The sequence below is a fragment of the Streptomyces eurocidicus genome, assembly GCF_002891295.1.
Lineage (GTDB): Bacteria > Actinomycetota > Actinomycetes > Streptomycetales > Streptomycetaceae > Streptomyces > Streptomyces eurocidicus.
Genome location: NZ_LGUI01000013.1, coordinates 43701 through 62436, shown reverse-complemented (window position 1 = coordinate 62436; position 18736 = coordinate 43701). Strand labels below are relative to the sequence as shown.

The window sequence follows — 18736 nt, the reverse complement described above, 5'->3', positions numbered from 1 at the left end:
ACTTGAGGCATGACGTTCGGAGCACCTCGGCAGCCCTCCCACCAGCCCACGGACGGCCGGTCGCCCCGGCGCGGCGGACGCGCCCGCAAGCTCGTGCCGCTGGGCGTGGCGATCTGGGCCGTGCTGGAGATCTGGCTGCTGACCCTGGTCGCCGACGCGGCGGGCGGACTGACCGTCCTCGCCCTGCTCGTCGGCGGCGTGATCGCCGGGTCCTATGTGATCAAGCGGGCCGGCCGGCGGGCCTGGAAGCGGCTCACCGTCTCGCTCCAGCCGGGCGGCGCGGTGACCGAGTCCGCGCCGGAGGGCGGGGGCAACGGCCTGACGATGCTCGGCGGACTGCTGATCATCCTGCCGGGCCTGCTCTCCGACGCCGCCGGCCTGCTCTGCCTCTTCCCGCCGACCCGGGCGCTGCTGCGCAGGGGCCTGGAGCGGCGCCTGGGCCGCCCGGCGGCCCCCGGCACCCTGGGGGACGCCTTCCAGCAGGCACGGATGAGGCAGCCGGACGGCAAGGTCGTCCAGGGCGAGGTCATCCGGGACGACCAGCCGCCGGCGCCGCGCCAGGACGACCCCCAGCTGCCTCGCTGAGGCAGTCCGGGGCGGGCGGGGAAGTTCCGGGGCCCGGGAGGGCCCGCGCGGCGCGGAAGGGGGCGTACAGGGTGCGCCCCCTTCCGCGCCGCGCGGGCGCCAAGTCACGAACGACCGCCGGTCGCCCGAAGGCCGGCGACCACCCGGGCCCGCCCGAGCACCGCGCGGGACCCCCGTCGGCGCCTTTTCCGGCGCGCCGCACGGCGTACGGGCCGCACAAAGGGCCCGGGGCCACTGCTCGCGCAGTGGCCCCGGGCCCTTTGTGGTACTTCTCAGTGCCGCTCTCAGGCGGACTTGCGGTTGTCCCGCGGATGCACAGCGATGTTCATGGCACCGGAGCGCAGGACGGCCAGCCGCTCGGCCAGCACCTCCTCCAGCTCCTCGCGGGTACGCCGCTCCATGAGCATGTCCCAGTGCGTACGCGCGGGCTTGCCCTTCTTCTCCTCAGGACCATCGCCGTCCACCAGGAGTGCAACGGCGCCGCACGCCTTGCACTCCCACTCCGGCGGAATCTCCGCCTCTACCGAGAACGGCATCTCAAATCGATGCCCGTTCGGGCATGCGTACTCCACCGCCTGGCGCGGGGCCAGATCGATGCCGCGGTCGGTCTCGTAGCTGGTAACCACAAGTCGCGTGCCGCGGAGAGCTCGCTCACTCATGAATCGTGCCTCCCGGGCTTGGTCGCCCACAGGACAGGTGTCGCTGTCGTCGTCATCCGGTCAACGTCCGGTCGGCGGTGAAGATTCCCGTTTCAGGGACATGCGTCGCCCGTCGTGCCGCCCCTTGTTGTACCCACCAGCGCCCGTTTTGTCACATCTGGCAACGGATGTCACCCTGCGTTTCTGTCCGTTTAGCGCGCAGTAACGGTCCATCCGGTGGGTCGAAGGCGTACACTACCGGCCCGTCACCCGGGTGCCTAAACCAGGTCCGGAACTTCGCGCGCCGTGACCGCCGGGGACGCCCCGGCGGCGGTCCCCGCCGGGGGTGTCACGGGCGCCGTCGCACCGGAGTCCGCCGCGGGCTCCGGCGTGGCGAAGAAGCGCAGGAAGAACTGCGACAGCGGGCCGATGGCCAGCGCGTACAGCACCGTGCCGACGCCCACCGTGCCGCCGAGCGCGAACCCGGTCGCCAGCACCACCACCTCGATGCACGTCCGGACCAGCCGCACCGAGCGCCCCGTCCGCCGGTGCAGACCGGTCATCAGCCCGTCGCGCGGGCCCGCGCCGAACCGCGCCGAGATGTAGAGCCCCGTCGCCACCGCGCAGAGCGCGATAGCGAAGACCAGCAGCGGGATCCGCGCCCACAGCGAGCCCGGTGCGGGGGTCAGGGCCAGGGTCGCGTCCATGGCCGGGCCGATCACCAGCACGTTGGAGACCGTCCCCAGCCCCGGCCGCTGCCGCAGCGGTATCCACAGCAGCAGCACCACGGCGCCGATGGCGACCGAGGCGGTTCCGATCGACAGGCCGGTGTGGCGCGCCACGCCCTGGTTGAGGACGTCCCACGGCGCCAGCCCGAGCCCCGCCCGCAGCTGGAGCGCCGCGCTCACCCCGTACAGCCCCAGTCCGACGTACAGCCGAAGCAGCCGGCCGGCCGGGCCCGGTCCCCCTGATGTGCTCAACGGAATCTCCTCGCTGGTCGTGCGTGCCGGCCGCGCGGGCCGGTCCGGTCGTGAAGGGCGCCGCACGTCCGTGCCGCCCGCGGCCCCGGGGGCGGCGAGCGGCACGGACGTGCGGCGTGTCGTGGGTCATGACGGGCCATGACGGGTCATGACGTGGCGCAGGCGAACGTCATGGAGCAGGCCAGTGGTGCAAGTGGCCTGCTCCATGACAGTCTGTGGACTGGATCGGTGAATGATCCATGGCCAATCCCGGGAAGGTGGACCGGAAGTATGACCCAGTGGACTTCTTCGGTGGGGGCGCAGAAGCTCGCGCGCCTCCTCGGTTCCCAGGGCGGCGGGCACGGCGTCGTCACCCCGTTCGGCGGCCGCCGGTCGCCCGCCTACCGCTCACTCGCGGACGGCATCCGGCTGCTCGTCCTCGAAGGCCGCGTGCCCGTCGCGGCGCGCCTGCCCGCCGAGCGCGAGCTCGCGGCCGCCCTGGCCGTCAGCCGCACCACGGTCGCCGCGGCCTACGAGGCGCTGCGCGGCGAGGGCTTCCTCGAGTCCCGGCGCGGCTCCGGCAGCTGGACCTCGGTGCCCGCCGGGAACCCGCTGCCCACCCGCGGCCTCGACCCGCTGCCCCCGGAGGCCGTCGGCTCCGTCATCGACCTCGGGTGCGCGGCCCTGCCCGCCCCCGAGCCCTGGCTGACCCGCGCCTTCCAGGGCGCCCTCGAGGAGCTGCCGCCCTACGCCCACACCCACGGCGACTACCCGGCCGGCCTGCCCTCCCTGCGCCAGGCCCTCGCCGACCGCTACACCGCGCGGGGCATCCCGACGATGCCCGAGCAGATCATGGTCACCACCGGTGCCATGGGCGGCGTCGCCGCGATCTGCCGGCTGATGGCCGGGCGCGGCGAGCGGGTCGCCGTGGAGTCGCCCTCGTACGCCAACGTTCTCCAGCTCATGCGTGAGGCGGGCACCCGGCTGGTGCCCGTCGCGATGGGCGACCGGCTCACGGGCTGGGACCTGCCCGCCTGGCGCCAGGTGCTGCGCGACGCCGCGCCCCGCATGGCCTATGTGATCGCCGACTTCCACAACCCGACCGGCGCCCTGGCCACCGAGGAGCAGCGCCGGGACCTGGTCGAGGCGGCCCGCGCGGCGGGCACCGTGCTCATCGCCGACGAGACGATGACGGACCTGCTGCTCGACGACGACGTCGACATGCCCCGGCCGGTCTGCGCCTTCGACCCGGCGGGCAGCGCCGTCGTCACCGTCGGCTCCGCCAGCAAGTCCTTCTGGGCCGGGCTGCGGATCGGCTGGGTGCGCGCCGCGCCCGACATCATCCGCAGCCTCGTCGCCGCCCGCGCCTACGCCGACCTGGGCACGCCCGTCGTGGAGCAGCTCGCCGTGACCTGGCTGCTGACCACCGAGGGCTGGGACGCCGCCGTCGACATACGGCGCGCCACGTCGCGGGAGAACCGCGCGGCGGTCGTCGGCGCGGTGCGGCGCCACCTGCCCGACTGGGAGTTCACCGTGCCGCACGGCGGCCTGACGCTGTGGGTGCGCACCGGCGGCCTGTCGGGCTCGCGGATCGCCGAGGCGGGGGAGCGGCTGGGGGTGCGGGTGCCCTCGGGGCCGAGGTTCGGGGTGGACGGGGCCTTCGAGGGGTACGTCCGGCTGCCCTTCACCGTCTCCGGGGCGGTGGCGGAGGAGGCCGCGAGCCGGCTGGCCGAGGCCGCCCACCGGGTGGCGAGCGGGGCGACCGCCGCCGTCGAGGCGCCGCGCACCTACGTGGCCTGAAGCCGCACCGGCCCGCCGGCACCACCCGGCCCGCCCGGGGACTCCCTGTCCGGGTATCCGTCCGTCCCGTGCCCGTCGTTCGGGTACGCGTCGGCCGGATACCCGTCGGCCGCGTACTCCGCCCCGGCCGGCGGGGTGTGCGGCTCCGTCCCGTACGACACCGTCCCGTACGGCACCGGCACGCACGGCTCCGGCAACAGGGCCAGCACCGCGCGGCGCTCGTGCTCCCCCGTGTCCTGGGCGTACGGGTCCGGGGTGGCCGGCACCTGGACGCGGAGGACGGGCCCCGAGCCCAGCCGGGCGTAACCGCGGCCCGGTGGCACGTCCGGGGGCGGTGTGGTGGGCGGCGGCGCGCCGAGCGCGGTGCGCACCTGCCCGGGGGTGACCGCGCCGAGCACGACCCGCGCCCGGGTGTGGGCGAGTACCGGCTCGGCGATCAGGCCCGCGTTGTCGAGGTGCTCGGCCACGGCGACCGTGACGTTCGCGACCCGCCCGCGGCGCAGCGGCACCTGGAGGAACTCCTGGGGGTCGGGCCGGCCCTCGCCTGCGGCGAGGTGGCTGAGCGAGGTGGGCCGGTCGACGAGGATCCACAGCGGCCGGCGGACGTCCTCCGGTACCGGGCGGCCCAGCTGCCGGGCCTGGTGGGCGGCGAGGATCCGCCGCTCCGTCTCGTGGCAGGCCCACTCCAGGGTGGCCAGGGCGCCGGCGGGCGCGGACTCCACGGCCAGCACCCCCTCCCGGCCGAGCAGGAACGCGTACTCGCCCGTGCCGCCGCCGTCGACGACCAGCACGTCCCCGTGGTGCAGCGCCTGGAGCGCCACCGAGCGCAGCAGCGTCGTGGTGCCGGCGGCGGACCGTCCGAGGGCCAGCAGGTGCGGCTCCGTGGAGCGCTGCCCGGTGCGCCAGACGACGGGCGGGACGTCCCGGGTCCCGGTGTCGTCGGTCACCGGCAGGGTGCGCTGGACGGAGCACGGGTCGGTGAAGCCGAGCACGGCCTCGCCCGGCACGGTCACGAACCGCTGCGCCCGGATGTCGGTCGGCAGCGGGGGCAGCGCGCTCAGCGTGAGGTGGTTGTCCTCCTCCTCCCAGTCGAAGCGGTACTCCCGGCCGCGCCCCGCCTTGAGCCGGAGCAACTGCTCCACCTTGGCCCGCGATTCGGGCTCGCCGTCGGTGAAGTAGGCCGGGTAGCGCAGCTGGAGGGAGACCAGCCGGCCGAGGTGGTCGAACTCGTACTCCGTGAACGCCCGCTGCCAGCCGCCTCCGTGGGCGTAGAGCGGATCCGGGTCCTCCGGCACGGTGAGGTACGGCACGAGGGACTCGTACACGGTCTGGAGGCGCGCGTGGCAGCTCTCCTCGTCGACGGCGTCCGCCGCGGCGGCGGACCCGCGCTCCCGGCCGGCCCAGGCGGCCGCCGCCATCAAGGCGACCGCGGACAGCATCGGCCCGTAGGGCAGCAGCGCCACGATGACCAGGCACGAGGCCGTCAGCAGCAGCGTGGGCCCGCGCCGGTCCCGGGGGGTCCGCGCCCAGCGCCGCAGCCCGCCCGTGCCGAGGGCGTGCAGTCCCCGGCCGATGGTGAGCAGCGGGTGGAGCATGTCCGCCGTGCTGTCGGCGGCGGTGCGGGCGAAGTCCCGGCCGCGCGCGAGGGAGGCGCCGCCGGTCAGACTGCTGGGCAGAGCTCGCCGGCCCACGTCGGTCTCCTGGTGTCGGTGCGGAGGACGGTGGCGGGACGGCCGTCAGAACTTGAGGCCGCCCAGGAGGCCCGCGAGGCTCGCGCTGCCCGCCTTGATGCTGGGGGCGATGGCCGTGGTCGAGAGGTAGAAGCCGAACAGGGCGCACACGATGCCGTGGGAGGCTTTCAGGCCGTCCTTGCGGAAGAACAGGAAGGCGACGACACCGAACAGCATGACGCCGGAGATGGACAGGATCATGACGTTCTCCTGGGGGCCGGGGTGGTCGGGACGGTCACCGCGAGTTCCTTAAGCCTCACAGAAAGTACTAATTCGGCAAAAGCGGACTTGGGTTGCTCCCCGCCGCACCCCGCTTGATCACCTACGCCGGGGGCACCGGCGGGCGCGGGGCCGAAGCCCGGGAACACGGCCCGAAACGCGCCCCGCGACGATCACCGCCGCGCGTGCCACGGCCCTTGCCGCGCCCGCCGGGAGGGCCCGGGAATCACCCGGACGGCCGCGTCCGCGCCCCCGCCGGGAGGGCGACGCGCGCCGGTGGTGCCCACGGTTCTCGTGTGACCGGGCGTACGTAGGGTAGGGCAGCACTCACGTGACGAACGCAGCCAGGCGCCGACCCCGGAGGACCGCAGACCATGACCGAGCAGACCCCCACCGAGCCCGCACACGACCCCGAGGTGCTCCAGCTCGCGGCCAAGGTGTTCGACCTGGCGCGACACGGGGACACCGATACCCTCGCCGCCTATGTGGACGCGGGCGTTCCGGTGAACCTCACCAACGACAGGGGCGATTCGCTCATCATGCTGGCCGCCTACCACGGCCACCTCGACGCCGTCCTGGCCCTGCTCCAGCGCGGCGCCGACGCCGACCGCACCAACGACCGGGGTCAGACGCCGCTGGCCGGCGCCGTCTTCAAGGGCGAGGACGAGATCGTCCGCACCCTCCTCGCGCACGGCGCCGACCCGGCGGCCGGCACCCCGTCGGCCGTCGAGGCCGCCGGGGTCTTCGGCCGGCAGGACCTCCTGGAGCTCTTCCGGGGCCAGTGACCCCCGCGCGCGGCGCCCTTCCCGCGACGGACCGGGGCGGGAAGGGCGCCGCCGATGGCTCGTTCGCGGTCTTCCGCCCGGGGCGCTCCCCCTGAGCGAATGGCCCCGGCGGACGGGCCGTTCGCCGTCGGCGCACCGCCCGGGAGGTCACCGCCATGCGGATCGCCTATCTGCACCACGGGAGCGTGCCGTCGGTCCACGCCGACGGGGTGCACGTCATGCGCATGTGCGACGCCTTCGCCGACGCCGGGCACGAGGTCGCCCTCTACGCCCTCCGGGGCGCCGCGCGCACCGACGTCCACGCCTGCCACGGCACCCGCAACCGTTTCGCCGTCTGCGCCGTCCCGGCGCCCGCCGCGGGCGCCGCCCTCGGGCCCCTGTTGCGCGCCCGGCGGATACGGGACGAGCTCCTGCGCCGGGGCGTCCCCGACCTGCTCTACGGGCGTGACCCGTACGCCCTGCTCGCCGCCTCCGGCCTGGCGCCCCTGGTCTACGAGACCCACGCGCTGCGGCGGAGCAATACCTTCCGGGCCGTCGAACGGATGCTGTTCCGCACCTGTGGCCTCACCCGCGTCGTCTTCGTCACCCAGGACCTCGCCGACGACTACCACCGGGCCTTCCCGGAACTCGCCCGCTCGGGGGTGGCTGCGGTCACCGCCGCCGACTGTGCCGACCCGCCGCCCGCCGGCCCCGTGGCGGCGCTGCCGGGCCGCCCCCGGGCGTTACGGGCCGGCTACGTCGGCCGCCCGGGCGCCGGCCGGGAGGCCGACGTCGTCCTCGCGCTCGCCGCCCGCCTCCCCGGCCTCGACTTCCACCTCGTCGGCGGCTCCGGAGCGGACCGCTCCCGCTGGGAACACCGGTGCCGCGGCGCCAACGTGCACGTCCACGCCCACCGGCCGCCCTCCCGGCTGGACCCCTACCGCCGGGCCTTCGACATCGCCCTCCTGCCGTACCAGCCGGTGACCGGCCGGGCGCACGGGACCGGCCCGTGCGCCATGGACCTCTTCGCGTCCATGGCGCACGGCAAGGCCATCGTCGCCTCCGACCTGCCCGCCCTCCGGGAGGTGCTGTCCGACGGTGTCGACTGCCTGCTGCGGCCGCCCGACGACGTCGCCGCCTGGGCCGAGGCCGTCACCCGGCTGGCCGCCGACCCCGGGGCCCGCGCCGCCCTCGGCGAGGCGGCACACCGGAGACTGACGGAGCATCATACATGGCGGGCGCGTGCCGACCGGGTCCTCCCCACGGCCGTCCGGCCGCCATGACACGGGCCGGGAGGCCGAGTTCGGCCCGTTCCCGGCCGCCCGCCCGCACGCCGTCACGAGGGCCGTGCGAGGCCGCTATTAAGTTCCTCTTAGAACCGCCCGCTATCAACTCCCCATGCACTCCTTCACCTCCCGCCGCACCGTCCGTGCCGCCGCCGTGGCACTCGCGGCCACCTTCCCGTGCGTCTCCCTCGCCGCGCCCGCCCACGCCGCGCCCCACTCCGCGCAGACCCGCGTGCACGGCCACCTCGTGGACGTCCCGGTCCGGGGCGGCACCGCCACCGTCGACACCGCGACCCTGCGCGTGACCGCCCGCACCGCCGCCGGGACCGCGGTGGAGCTGTCCGCCCCCGCGGCCGGGAACCCCGGCGCCCCGGGGCCGGTGACCACCACCCGGGACGGCGCCCGCTGGTCCTACCCGGCCGCCGGGCTGACCGTCACCGCCCGCGCCGACCACGGCCGGCTGCTGGTCTCCGTCACCTCGGCGGGCGCCGCCGACCGCACCCTCGCCTGGCCCGTCACCGGCACCGACCGCGCCTCCTCCGCCGTGCAGCTCCCGCGCGGCGAAGGACTCTCCCTCCCCGTGGCCGACCCCTTCTGGAACTCCGCCGACGCCCAGCTCACCGACGCCGACCTGGCCATGGACTCGGCCCTGTCCATGCCGCTGTGGGGCTACGCGCTCGGCGACCGGACCGGCGCGAGCTACCTGGTGCCGACCGACATCGGCACCTCGCTGCGGCTGACCTCCGACGGCGGGCGGCTGCGCACCACCGCCACCCACCGCTTCTCCCGCGCCGAGGGCACCACGGAATACACCGTCGCCCTCAGCCTCACCGACGGCTCACCCGTCGCACCCGCCGTCGACTACCGCGCCTGGCTCAAGGAGAACGGACAGCTCGGCAGCCTCCGCCGCAAGGCCGAGGCCGTCCCCGCCACCAAGAAGCTGCTCGGTGCCTTCCACGCCTATCTGTGGGGCGACGCCCGCACCGCCGACGGCGTCCGCAAGCTGCGCGCGCTCGGCGTGGACCGGATGTGGCTCGGCTACGACGCCGACGACAAGCCCATGGACGCCGCCGCCGTCACCGCCGCCAAGAAGGCCGGCTACCTCGTCGGCCCGTACGACTCCTTCGCCAACGGGCAGGACCCGAAGACCTCCGACGCCCCCACCTCCGTCTGGCCCGGCACCGTCTACCCCGACTTCTGCGTCCGGGGCGCCGACGGCAAGCCCGAACCCGGCTTCCACGACCGGGGCTGCTACCTCAGTTCCGAGGCGTTCGAGCAGGCCGAACCCACCCGCCACCACCTCGCCGACCGCACCCGGAAGATGACCGCCAACGGCGCCGACAGCTACTTCCTCGACGTCGACGCCGCCGGCGAGCTCTTCCGCGACCACAGCACCGCCCACCCCATGGACCGGGCCCGCGACCGCGCCAACCGGCTCGCCCGTATGAAGCGCCTCACCGACCGGGGCCTCGTGCTCGGCTCCGAGTCCGCGGGCGCCTGGTCCAACCAGGTGCTCGCCTTCGACCACGGCTCCGGCACCCCGGTCGCCGACGGCCTGTGGAAGGCCCAGAAGGACAAGGAGAAATGGGGCGGTTACGCCCCCGCCAAGGCGCCCGGGATCTTCTTCAAGCCCGCCGAGCTGCCCGAGGCCGTCGCCAAGGCGATGTACGACCCCGCGTACCGCGTCCCGCTCTACGAGACCGCGCTGCACGACTCCCTCGTCAACACCGAGCGCTGGGAGCTGTCCTACGACAAGCTGCCCCGCCAGAAGACCACCCGCGCCCTGCTGGCGATGCTCTACAACACCCCGCTGAACTTCGTCCTCGACGGCGACTCCCTCGACCGGCGGGGCGGCGAGCTGGCCGCGCTCCAGAAGTACTTCAAGCCCCTGCACGAGGCCGCGGGCACCGAACCGATGACCGGCTTCCGCACCCTGACCGCCGACCGCACCGTCCAGCGGACCGTCTTCGGCGACGGCACCCTCACCGTCACCGCGAACTTCGGCACCACCGCGCACGACGGCCTGCCGGCCGGCTGCGTCGACGCCCGGCTCCGCGGCGACGAGGCGCCGCGCCGCCTCTGCCCGGACACCGTGAACGCGGGCTGACCCGCCCCGCCCGGCCGGGCGGGCTCAGCCGGGCCCGTCCGGCGGCGGGGTGGCACCCGCCCGCGCGGGCAGCCCGGCCGTCACCGTGGCCACCGTGTCCGCCTCCGCCGCCGTCTTGTCCTCCCGGTACCGCAGCACGCGCGCGAACCGCAGCGTCACCCCCGCCGGATACCGGGAGGACCGCTGCACACCGTCGTAGGCGATCTCCACGACCAGCTCCGGGCGCACCCGCACCACGAACCCGTCGTCGTCCACCGCCAGCTCCCGCAGCCGCCCGGTCTGCCACTCCAGCAGCGCGTCCGTCAGCCCCTTGAACGTCTTGCCGAGCATCGCGAACGAGCCGTCCTCGCACCGCGCCCCCAGATGCAGGTTGGACAGCTTCCCGGTGCGCCGCCCGTGCCCCCACTCCGCGGCCAGCACCACCAGGTCCAGGGTGTGCACCGGCTTCACCTTCAGCCAGGACGCCCCGCGCCGGCCCGCGCTGTACGGCGCGTCCAGCGCCTTGACCACCACGCCCTCGTGACCGTGCCGCAGCACGTCCTCCGCGAACCCCCGCGCCGCCTCGCGGTCGCCCTCGTCCGCCGTGTCGGTCACCACCAGCCGCCGTACGCGCAGCGGCTCCGGCACCGCGCGCGCCAGCTCCGCGTGGCGCTCGGCGACCGGCAGCTCCAGGAGGTCCCGGCCGTCCACCGCCAGCAGGTCGAAGAAGACCGGCGACAGCGGCACCGTCACGGCCGCCCCCGCCACGTCCCGCCGGGAACCGACCCGGCCCGCCGTCTCCTGGAAGGGCCGGGGCCGGCCGTCCCCGTCCAGCGAGATCACCTCGCCGTCCAGCACCGCGGACGTCACCGGCAGCTCCCGCGCCACCCGGACCAGCTCGGGCAGCCGCTCGGTGATCTCCTCCAGGGTGCGGGTCCAGATCCGCACCACGTCGCCGTCCCGGTGCACCTGCACCCGGATCCCGTCGAGCTTCTCCTCCACCGCGCAGGGGCCGAGCCGCTCCAGCGCCTCTTCGACGTTCCCGGCGGTATGCGCCAGCATCGGCAGCACCGGGCGCCCCACCTCCAGCCGGAAGCCCGCCAGCGCCGCCGGACCGCGGGCCAGCAGCTCCCGCGCCACGGCGCCCAGCGACCCGCCGAGCATCACGGCCCGCCGCACGGCGGCCGGGTCCGCGCCCGAGGCCGCCGCGAGCCCCTCGACGGCCAGGGCGTCCAGCGCGCCCTGCCGCAGCTCACCGCCGAGCAGCGCGCGCAGGAACCGCTGCTCCCGCTCGGTGGCCGCGCCCAGCAGCGCGGCCACCCGCCGCCGGCGTTCCGTCTGCGCCCCCTTGCCCGCCACCGCCGCGATCGAGCCGAGGGCCCGGTCCACCTCGCGGACCGTCAGCGTCGGGGCCGCCGCGGGCGCCGGGGCCTCGCGCAGCACGCTCCAGCCGACGCCCACCCTGCCCTGCGGCAGCCGCCCCGCCAGATAGGTGAGGGCGACCGGCGCCTCCTCGGGGTCCGCCGTCCGGAAGAGACCGGCCAGCAGAGCGGTCTTCGCCGACCGCGAGCGCGTCGCGGCGACCTCGTCGGACACACGGGCGACCTCGGCCAGGAGCATTCCCCCATCGTGCTACGGCCCCGCCCGCCGCGCAGGGCGGGCGGGGCCGCCCGCGCTCAGCGGGCCAGCCGGTCCCAGAACCCGCACTGGTGCGCGGCGGCCGCGTCCACCGGACGGATCCCGCCCGCGCCCGGCGCCAGCGACAGCACGGTCGCCCCGCGCCCGGAGCGGGGCCAGCCGGGCGCGCCCGGGGAGTTCGGGTCGCCGGTGGCCGCGAACCGGGTCCAGTAGCCCGTCATGCGGTCCGCCAGCGCGCGCTGCTCCGGGGAGAACGCCGGCACGGTCTCCATCGGGAACAGGTACGGCATCTCGAAGCCGTGCGCCGCCCCGTACGGATAGCCGTCCACCGCCGGCAGCTCCGCCATCCGCGGCGCGTTCACGTCACCGAACAGATAGGCGTACGTGGGCACGTGCGCGGCGAGCGCGCGGTCCGCCCGCAGCGCGCCGCAGGTGAACGAGGCGTCGGACAGCAAGGCCGCCCAGGCCAGCCCCGGCGAGGCGTACGACCGCAACGGGTACCGCTTCTCGACGGCCGTCGCCGAGGTGCCGAAGGAGTAGGTCAGCCGGGCCCGGTACGCGCGCGCGTCATGGATCGGGTTCGTCGACTGCGTCAGGGCGAGGAAGAGCCGCATCTCGTCCTCGTTGGTGCCCTGCACCACCGGGACGCGGTGGAAGCGCCCCTTCTCCAGGGCCCGGTCGGGCCGCAGGGGCAGTCCGCCGCCACCGTAGGAGACGAGGGAGAACTTCTCCATCAGCTCGGGCGTCACCAGCTTGTCGGTGCCCAGGCGGCGCAGGCAGTCGAGCGTCCCGCCCGGACGCGCGCAGCCGAGCGTGGCGGCCGCGGCGGCGCCCGCCGCCTCCGTCCGGCTCCGTGGCACGAACGGCTGGTAGCGGGGCTGCGTCGGAAGAATGGCGCCGCGCGGGAACCCGGTGCTGCAGGACCCGCTCTGCAGCACGGCCCGCTGGAAGAGCCCCGCGGACCCGGGCGAGGTGAGGTGCGCGCAGGTGCTCAGCGAACCGGCGGACTCGCCGAACAGCGTCACCCGGCCCGGGTCGCCGCCGAAGCGGGCCGCGTTGGCCCGCACCCAGCGCAGCGCCGCCCGCTGGTCGGCGAGGCCGAAGTTCGTGGCGCCGCGCAGCTCCGGGTGGCCGAAGAAGCCGAGCACGCCCAGCCGGTAGTTGACCGTGACGACCACGGTGTCGCCCTGGACGGCGAGGCGTTCGGCCCGGTACGGGGAGCCCGAGCCGAACTGGAAGCCGCCGCCGTGCACCCACACCATGACGGGCCGGCCCCGGCCGGCGGCCCGGCCGGACGGGGTGGTGACGTTCAGGGTGAGACAGTCCTCCGAGCCGGTCGCCGGGCCGGGAGCGAGCACCGGGAACTGCGGGCACTGCGGGCCGGGCGCGCCCGCGTCGCGCGCCTCGTGCCAGGACGGCGCGGGCCGCGGGTCGCGCCAGCGCAGCGGTCCGGTCGGCGGCGCGGCGAAGGGGATCCCCTCGAAGGTGTCGTACGTGCCGTGGGACCGGCCGCGCACGGGCCCGTGATCGGTGGTGACGACCGGTCTGTCGTCACCCGGCCCGCGCGCGGCGGCGTCCGCCGCCGGGGCGGTGCCGGCGGCGGTGAGGAGGGAGGACAGCGCGAGGACCAGCGCGCACAGCGCGCCGCCCCGGCGTCGTGGCGGACGGGATTCCGGCATGATGACGTCCTTCGGCGGCTGGGGGCCCACGAGTGGCCCGAGCGCCCAGGTACGTACCCCGGTCCCTCCGTGCTCACCTGTTCGCAGAACTCCCGTACGCCACTGGTGTCACCAGGTCACGGGCATCGACCGCGGGCCCCGGACCAGCATCTGCGTCTTCCAGACGATGTCGCCCGCCGGGCGGAGCCCGGGCATCTTCCGCACCAGCGCCCGCAGGGCCTCCTGGAGCTCCACCCGGGCCAGCTGGGCCCCCAGGCAGTGGTGCACGCCGTGCCCGAATCCCAGGTGCTGGTTGGCCTCCCGGGTCAGGTCCAGGCGGTCCGGCGCGGTGAAGCGCAGCGCGTCGCGGTTGGCGGCGCCGACGGCCACCAGCAGCGGCTCGCCCGCCCGTACCGGCGTCCCGCCGACCTCGACGTCCTCCGTGGCGTAGCGCGGGAAGGCGGCGGCCGCCCCGAGCGGCACGAAGCGCAGCAGCTCCTCGACCGCGCCCGCGATCAGACCGGGGTCGGCGCGCAGCCGGTCGAACTGGTCCGGGTGGTCCAGCAGCGTGCAGAGGAAGTTGGGGATCTGGGTCGCGGTGGTCTCGTGACCGGCGACGAGGATGCCGACGCACAGGTCGACCAGCTCCTTCTCGGAGAGCCGGTCGTCGACGTCGCGCGCCTCGATCAGCGCGGTCATCAGATCCTCGGCCGGGCGCCGCCGGTGCTCCGCGACGAGCTCCGCCATATAGGCGCGCAGCTCGTCCTGGTTGGCCGTGAACTCCTCGGTGGTCTTGGAGCTGGTCGACAGCGAGGCGTCGCTCCACTCCCGGAAGAGCGGCTGGTCCCCGGCGGGCACACCGAGCAGCCGGCAGATCACGGCGACGGGCACCGGCAGCGCGAAGTGCTCCACCAGGTCGGCCGGCGGACCCGCCGCCACCAGCTCGTCCAGCAGCCCCTCGGCCAGTTCCCGGATGCCCGGCCGCAGCCGCTCCACCCGGTGCACGGTGAACGCCTTGGTGGCGAGGGTCCGCAGCCGGGCGTGGTCGGGCGGGTCCATGCTCAGCAGGCCGCCCTCCCGGCGGCCGGGGGACTGGCGCGGCGCGTCGTGGTCGGCCTCCGCGGCGCGGCTGAAGCGCCGGTCGCCGAGGACGAAGCGGGCGTCGGCGTAGCGCGTGACGAGCCAGGCGGGCTCGCCGTACGGCATCCGTACGCGCAGCAGGCCCTGGGCGTCGCGCGCCCGTTCGTACAGCTCCGACAGGGCCAGTCCGGTGGGATCGTTGAACGGGTAGGCGGCGGGTTCGACGTGCGTGGTGGTCATCCGTGCCCCTTCCTCACACTTCCTCACACCGAGGTGAGCGTCTGCGAGCTCACGGTAGGCGCACTTGGGTGTGGGTACCACGGGCTTTCCGGAATCGGGGCCTACGCCTCCGCCTCCCGGGCCCGTCCCGCGCTGTCGCTGATCCGCACCAGCACCGCGACCAGCAGCCAGTTGGCGACCAGGGACGAACCGCCCTTGGCCAGAAAGGGCAGGGCCTTGCCGGTCAGCGGGATGAGCCCCATGACGCCGCCGCCCACCACGAACACCTGGAGCGCCAGCGCCGCCGAGAGCCCGACCGCCAGCAGCTTGCCGAAGGGGTCGCGCGAGTGCAGCGCCGTGCTCATCCCGCGCTGCACCAGCAGCCCGTAGAGCAGCAGCACCACCATCGTGCCCGCGAGGCCCATCTCCTCGCCGACGGTGGTGAGGATGAAGTCGCTGCGGCCGGCGAAGCCGATCAGCTCGGGGTGGCCCTGGCCCAGCCCGGTGCCCGTGACGCCGCCGCTGCCGAAGCCGAAGAGGGCGTTGGCCAGCTGCTCCGACCCGGTGCCCGGCGGCTGCCGGTCCTTGGGCAGATAGACCGCGAACGGGTGCAGCCAGGCGGCGATCCGGCCCTTCACATGCGGCTCGACGGAGCCCACCACGGTCGCCCCGGCGGCGGCCATCACCACGCCGACCAGCACCCAGCTGGTCCGCTCGGTGGCCGTGTACAGCATCACTACGAACAGCCCGAAGAAGATCAGCGAGGTGCCCAGGTCCCGCTCGAAGACCAGCACCAGCAGGCTCAGCACCCACACCCCGAGGATCGGCCCCAGCTGCCTGCCCGGCGGCAGCCGAACGCCGAACACCTTGCGCCCGGTCAGCGCCAGCGCGTCCCGGTGGGTGACCAGATAGCCCGCGAAGAACACGGCGATCATGGTCTTGACGAACTCGCCGGGCTGGAGGGACAGCGGCCCCACGAAGATCCACCGCTTGGCGCCGTAGGTGTCGCCCGGGAAGAAGGCCGGTGCCATCAGCAGCACCAGCGCCACCGCCATCAGCACGTAGATGTAGCGCTGGAGCCGCCGGTGGTCACGCAGCACGACGAGCACGCCGACGCACACGCCCACCCCGATCACGGTCCACAGCAGCTGGTCGGGCGCGGTGGCCCCGGCGCCCTTGAAGCGCTGGGCGTACGCGGAGTCCAGCCGGTACAGCAGCACCAGTCCGAGCCCGGACAGCAGAACGGCCAGGGGGAGGATCAGCGGATCGGCGTAGGGCGCGTAGCGGCGGACCGCGAGGTGCGGCACCACCGCCAGGCAGGTCATGGCCCCCGCGAACCCGGCGAAACCGTCCGGGAAGCCGCCCGTCACGGAGAGGCCGGTGTACGCGTAGCCGAAACAGCTGATCAGGACGGCCATGCCGAGCAGCAGCGCTTCCCGGCCGCGCCGCCGGGACGCCAGGAGGCGTCCCGTGCCCGCCGCGCTCCGGTCACTGCCTTTGAGTTGCACGGAATCCACGGTCACACCGGTCAATGTTGGGCAACCCCGGCTGAAGAAAACCTGAACTTCCTGAAGGGATCTTCAGGAATGGGGTGTTCCGGACAGGGTGCGGCCACCTGCCGGGTCAGCCCTCAGGGCCGGCTTCCGGCAGGCCCGCCGGGTGGGCTTCCCATCAGCTCTCCGGGCCGGTTTCTCGTCGGCCCTCCGGGCCGGTTTCCTGTCGGCCCTCCGGGCCGATGGGAAGCCGCGCCACCAGGAGCGCGCCGCCGCCGGGCGCCGCCGACGCCGTCAGCGTCCCGCCGTGCGCGTGCGCGATCTCCCGGGCGATGGCGAGCCCCAGCCCGCTGCCGCCGCGCTCCCGGTCCCGCGCGGCGTCCAGCCGGACGAACCGCTCGAAGACCCGCTCCCGCTCGCCCGCCGGGATCCCCGGCCCGTCGTCGGCCACCTCCAGCACGGCGGCCCCGTCCTCGGCGTACGCGCGGACCGTCACCCGGGACGCGGCGTGCCGCACCGCGTTGTCGACGAGATTGGCCACCAGCCGCTCCAACTGGCCGGACCGGCCGCGCAACGGAACCGGGGCATCCGCCTCGGCGGCGACCGGCACCCGGCCGCCGGGCCGCCGCGCGGCCTCCTCGGCGGCCAGCAGCGCCAGGTCCACCGGCTCCCCGGGCGCGGTCGGCACCCGCGCGTCCAGCCGGGCCAGGAGCAGCAGGTCGGCGGCGACCCGCTGCAACCGCACGGTGTCGTCCAGCGCGGCCCGTACCGCCTCCCGGGGCGGCCCGCCGGGCGCGGCCAGCGCGACCTCCAGCTGCGAGCGGACCGCCGCGACGGGGTTGCGCAGCTCGTGCGAGGCGTCGGCGACGAACTGCCGCTGCCGCCCCACGGACTGCTCCAGCCGGTCCAGGGTCGCGTTGACCGTCCGCGCCAGCAGCGCCACCTCGTCGCCCCCCGCCGGTTCCGGGACCCGCCGGTCCAGCTCGCTCGCGGTCACGGCGGCCAGTTCCGTACGGATCGTGGTCACCGGCCGCAGCGCCAGCCCCGTCACCGCCCAGGCGATGGCGGCGGCCAGCGCGACCAGCGGGGGCGCGGCGGCGAGCAGGCCCAGGGCCACGGCGTGCCGGGCGTCGTCCACGTCGTTGAGGACCGTCAGCGCGTAGACGTAGCGCTCCGCGCCCCGGCCGGGCGGCGCGGAGCGCACCACGACCAGGTCGCCCCGCTGGCCCGCGTACCGGGCCAGCGCGGAGGCCGTGTCGCCGCCGGGCGCCGGGCGCAGCCCGGCGAACTCCCGGGCGAGCGGCTCGGCCGACGGGCGCGTGGTGGCGACCACCTCACCGCGCGCGCCGAGGACCAGGACGACGTCGACGCCGTCCCGGGGCGCGGGCAGCAGGGCCGGCAGCGCCCCGGTGTCCGCCCGCGCCGCCACCTCACGGGCCGCCAGCTCGGTGCGCCCATGGGCGTTGTCCAGCAGATTGGCGCTCAGCACGCTGTACAGCCAGCTGCCGCCGACCCCGAGGACCAGGGCCATCGCGAGCGCCGCCGCGGCGGCGCTCCGCCCGCGGACCGAACGCGGCAGCCGCGGCCGGATGCGGCCGGCCACCGTCAGCCGCCGTCCGGGGCGACGCGGTAGCCCGTGCCGTGAACGGTCACGATGGCCCGGCGGCCGAACGGGACGTCGATCTTCCGGCGCAGTGAGGAGACATAGACCTCGACGATGTTCGGGTCGGTGTCGGCGGGGGAGTCCCAGACCTCGTCGAGGATGTCCCGCTTGGCCACCGCCCGCCCCGCGTTCTCCATCAGGTACCGCAGCACGGACAGTTCCCGCGCGGTCAGCTCGATCTCCCGCCCGCCGCGCCGGCACACCCGCGCCGCCGGGTCCAGGACCAGGTCCCCGGCGGCGAGCGGACGCCCGCCGGCCGGGCTCCGGCGGCGGCCCAGTGCCCGCAGCCGCGCGGTCAGCACCACGAACGAGAACGGCTTGGACAGATAGTCGTCCGCGCCCGCGTCGAGCCCCTCCGCCTCGTCGTACTCGCCGTCCTTGGCGGTCAGCATCAGCACCGGCGTCCACGGGTCCAGGCGGCGCAGCCGTCGGCAGATCTCGTGGCCGTCCAGGCCGGGCAGCATCACGTCCAGCACGATCACGTCGTACGCGCCGGTGAGCGCCGCCTCCAGACCGCGGTGGCCGTCATGGACGGCGTCGGCCCAGTGCCCCTCGGCGGCCAGCCCCCGGCGGAGCGAATCGGCGAGCCCCGCCTCGTCCTCGACAATCAGTATGCGCACCCACCAAGCGTCACATACCGCACGCACCGCGCGGTCCGGGTCCCCGCCCGCCCGCGCCGCCCGCTCCGGCGCGCCGCCTCGCACACACGGTGGAATGGCCGTAACCGCCCGGCGCCGCCCCGGGTTGACCTGAGGACGGAGGCCGCGACCACCCGGCCCCGCACCACAGGACGGAGCAGTGGTACATCCATGAGCAAACGCCAGAAGGGCCGCCGCCACCGCAGGGTCAACCGCACCCCGCGGCCCGCCGGCCGGGCCCGCCCGGTCGCCCGCAGCCCGCCGTGCGGCCCCGGCCGCC

15 protein-coding genes are annotated in these 18736 nt (G+C 75.3%); 5 read left to right on the top strand and 10 right to left on the bottom strand.

Annotated elements, in window-relative coordinates:
• Nucleotides 1-9: 9 nt before the first annotated feature.
• On the top strand, nt 10-585 hold the full coding sequence (fxsA, locus tag AF335_RS30990; protein WP_102921751.1) for an FxsA family membrane protein: 576 nt from the start codon (nt 10-12) through the stop codon (nt 583-585).
• A gap of 284 nt (nt 586-869) precedes the next feature.
• Here the strand turns inward: fxsA and AF335_RS30985 are convergent, their stop codons facing one another.
• Both AF335_RS30985 and yczE read right to left on the bottom strand, forming a co-directional pair.
• Nucleotides 870-1244 carry an RNA polymerase-binding protein RbpA gene (locus AF335_RS30985; RefSeq protein WP_087929069.1) on the bottom strand — a complete coding sequence of 125 codons (375 nt, stop codon included), beginning with the start codon at nt 1242-1244 and terminating at the stop codon, nt 870-872.
• Between the two features lie 257 nt (nt 1245-1501).
• On the bottom strand, nt 1502-2209 hold the full coding sequence (gene yczE / locus AF335_RS30980; RefSeq protein ID WP_244927220.1) for a membrane protein YczE: 708 nt from the start codon (nt 2207-2209) through the stop codon (nt 1502-1504).
• A gap of 264 nt (nt 2210-2473) precedes the next feature.
• Between yczE and AF335_RS30975 the strand changes: the two genes are divergently transcribed.
• Nucleotides 2474-3982 carry an SCO1417 family PLP biosynthesis transcription factor gene (locus AF335_RS30975; RefSeq protein ID WP_102921750.1) on the top strand — a complete coding sequence of 503 codons (1509 nt, stop codon included), beginning with the start codon at nt 2474-2476 and terminating at the stop codon, nt 3980-3982.
• On the opposite strand, the gene AF335_RS30970 is transcribed toward AF335_RS30975, so the two are convergent.
• The gene (locus tag AF335_RS30970; RefSeq protein ID WP_184743111.1) at nt 3970-5673 is read right to left on the bottom strand and encodes a hypothetical protein; all 1704 of its coding nucleotides are present in this window, start codon (nt 5671-5673) and stop codon (nt 3970-3972) included. The two genes, AF335_RS30975 and AF335_RS30970, sit on opposite strands and share 13 nt — an antisense overlap.
• A 45-nt stretch (nt 5674-5718) precedes the next feature.
• The gene (locus tag AF335_RS30965) at nt 5719-5913 is read right to left on the bottom strand and encodes a hypothetical protein (protein WP_087929071.1); all 195 of its coding nucleotides are present in this window, start codon (nt 5911-5913) and stop codon (nt 5719-5721) included.
• Between the two features lie 392 nt (nt 5914-6305).
• Here AF335_RS30965 and AF335_RS30960 point away from each other — a divergent pair, with 392 nt between their 5' ends.
• The 3 genes from AF335_RS30960 to AF335_RS30950 all read left to right on the top strand — a co-directional run bounded on the left by AF335_RS30960 (nt 6306) and on the right by AF335_RS30950 (nt 10088).
• Nucleotides 6306-6716, top strand: a complete 411-nt coding sequence (locus AF335_RS30960) for an ankyrin repeat domain-containing protein (protein WP_102921749.1) — start codon at nt 6306-6308, stop codon at nt 6714-6716.
• 155 nt (nt 6717-6871) lie between these two features.
• Entirely contained in the window at nt 6872-7978 is a 1107-nt protein-coding gene (locus tag AF335_RS30955; RefSeq protein ID WP_102921748.1) for a glycosyltransferase family 4 protein, read from the top strand.
• Between the two features lie 115 nt (nt 7979-8093).
• Nucleotides 8094-10088: a glycoside hydrolase gene (locus AF335_RS30950; RefSeq protein WP_102921747.1), complete on the top strand. Its 1995-nt coding sequence runs from the start codon at nt 8094-8096 to the stop codon at nt 10086-10088.
• A gap of 24 nt (nt 10089-10112) precedes the next feature.
• Here the strand turns inward: AF335_RS30950 and AF335_RS30945 are convergent, their stop codons facing one another.
• The 6 genes from AF335_RS30945 to AF335_RS30920 all read right to left on the bottom strand — a co-directional run bounded on the left by AF335_RS30945 (nt 10113) and on the right by AF335_RS30920 (nt 18438).
• The gene (locus tag AF335_RS30945; RefSeq protein WP_102921746.1) at nt 10113-11687 is read right to left on the bottom strand and encodes an ATP-dependent DNA ligase; all 1575 of its coding nucleotides are present in this window, start codon (nt 11685-11687) and stop codon (nt 10113-10115) included.
• A gap of 56 nt (nt 11688-11743) precedes the next feature.
• Nucleotides 11744-13384 carry a carboxylesterase/lipase family protein gene (locus AF335_RS30940; protein ID WP_102921922.1) on the bottom strand — a complete coding sequence of 547 codons (1641 nt, stop codon included), beginning with the start codon at nt 13382-13384 and terminating at the stop codon, nt 11744-11746.
• Between the two features lie 108 nt (nt 13385-13492).
• Nucleotides 13493-14683: a cytochrome P450 gene (locus tag AF335_RS30935; RefSeq protein ID WP_102921745.1), complete on the bottom strand. Its 1191-nt coding sequence runs from the start codon at nt 14681-14683 to the stop codon at nt 13493-13495.
• Nucleotides 14684-14784: 101 nt separating this feature from the next.
• Nucleotides 14785-16080 (bottom strand): FtsW/RodA/SpoVE family cell cycle protein, encoded by a 1296-nt coding sequence (locus AF335_RS30930; RefSeq protein WP_102921921.1) that lies wholly within the window; start codon nt 16078-16080, stop codon nt 14785-14787.
• Between the two features lie 253 nt (nt 16081-16333).
• Nucleotides 16334-17758, bottom strand: coding sequence for a sensor histidine kinase (locus AF335_RS30925; RefSeq protein ID WP_311775566.1), 1425 nt, complete (start codon nt 17756-17758; stop codon nt 16334-16336).
• A gap of 2 nt (nt 17759-17760) precedes the next feature.
• Nucleotides 17761-18438 carry a response regulator transcription factor gene (locus AF335_RS30920; RefSeq protein ID WP_102921744.1) on the bottom strand — a complete coding sequence of 226 codons (678 nt, stop codon included), beginning with the start codon at nt 18436-18438 and terminating at the stop codon, nt 17761-17763.
• Between the last annotated feature and the right edge of the window lie 298 nt (nt 18439-18736).

Coding starts and splice junctions, on each gene's coding strand:
- fxsA (WP_102921751.1), top strand. CDS start 10: ATGACGTTCGGAGCACCTCGGCAGCCCTCCCACCAGCCCACGGACGGC.
- AF335_RS30985 (WP_087929069.1), bottom strand. CDS start 1,244: ATGAGTGAGCGAGCTCTCCGCGGCACGCGACTTGTGGTTACCAGCTAC.
- AF335_RS30975 (WP_102921750.1), top strand. CDS start 2,474: ATGACCCAGTGGACTTCTTCGGTGGGGGCGCAGAAGCTCGCGCGCCTC.
- AF335_RS30965 (WP_087929071.1), bottom strand. CDS start 5,913: ATGATCCTGTCCATCTCCGGCGTCATGCTGTTCGGTGTCGTCGCCTTC.
- AF335_RS30960 (WP_102921749.1), top strand. CDS start 6,306: ATGACCGAGCAGACCCCCACCGAGCCCGCACACGACCCCGAGGTGCTC.
- AF335_RS30955 (WP_102921748.1), top strand. CDS start 6,872: ATGCGGATCGCCTATCTGCACCACGGGAGCGTGCCGTCGGTCCACGCC.
- AF335_RS30950 (WP_102921747.1), top strand. CDS start 8,094: ATGCACTCCTTCACCTCCCGCCGCACCGTCCGTGCCGCCGCCGTGGCA.
- AF335_RS30945 (WP_102921746.1), bottom strand. CDS start 11,687: ATGCTCCTGGCCGAGGTCGCCCGTGTGTCCGACGAGGTCGCCGCGACG.
- AF335_RS30940 (WP_102921922.1), bottom strand. CDS start 13,384: ATGCCGGAATCCCGTCCGCCACGACGCCGGGGCGGCGCGCTGTGCGCG.
- AF335_RS30935 (WP_102921745.1), bottom strand. CDS start 14,683: ATGACCACCACGCACGTCGAACCCGCCGCCTACCCGTTCAACGATCCC.
- AF335_RS30930 (WP_102921921.1), bottom strand. CDS start 16,080: ATGGCCGTCCTGATCAGCTGTTTCGGCTACGCGTACACCGGCCTCTCC.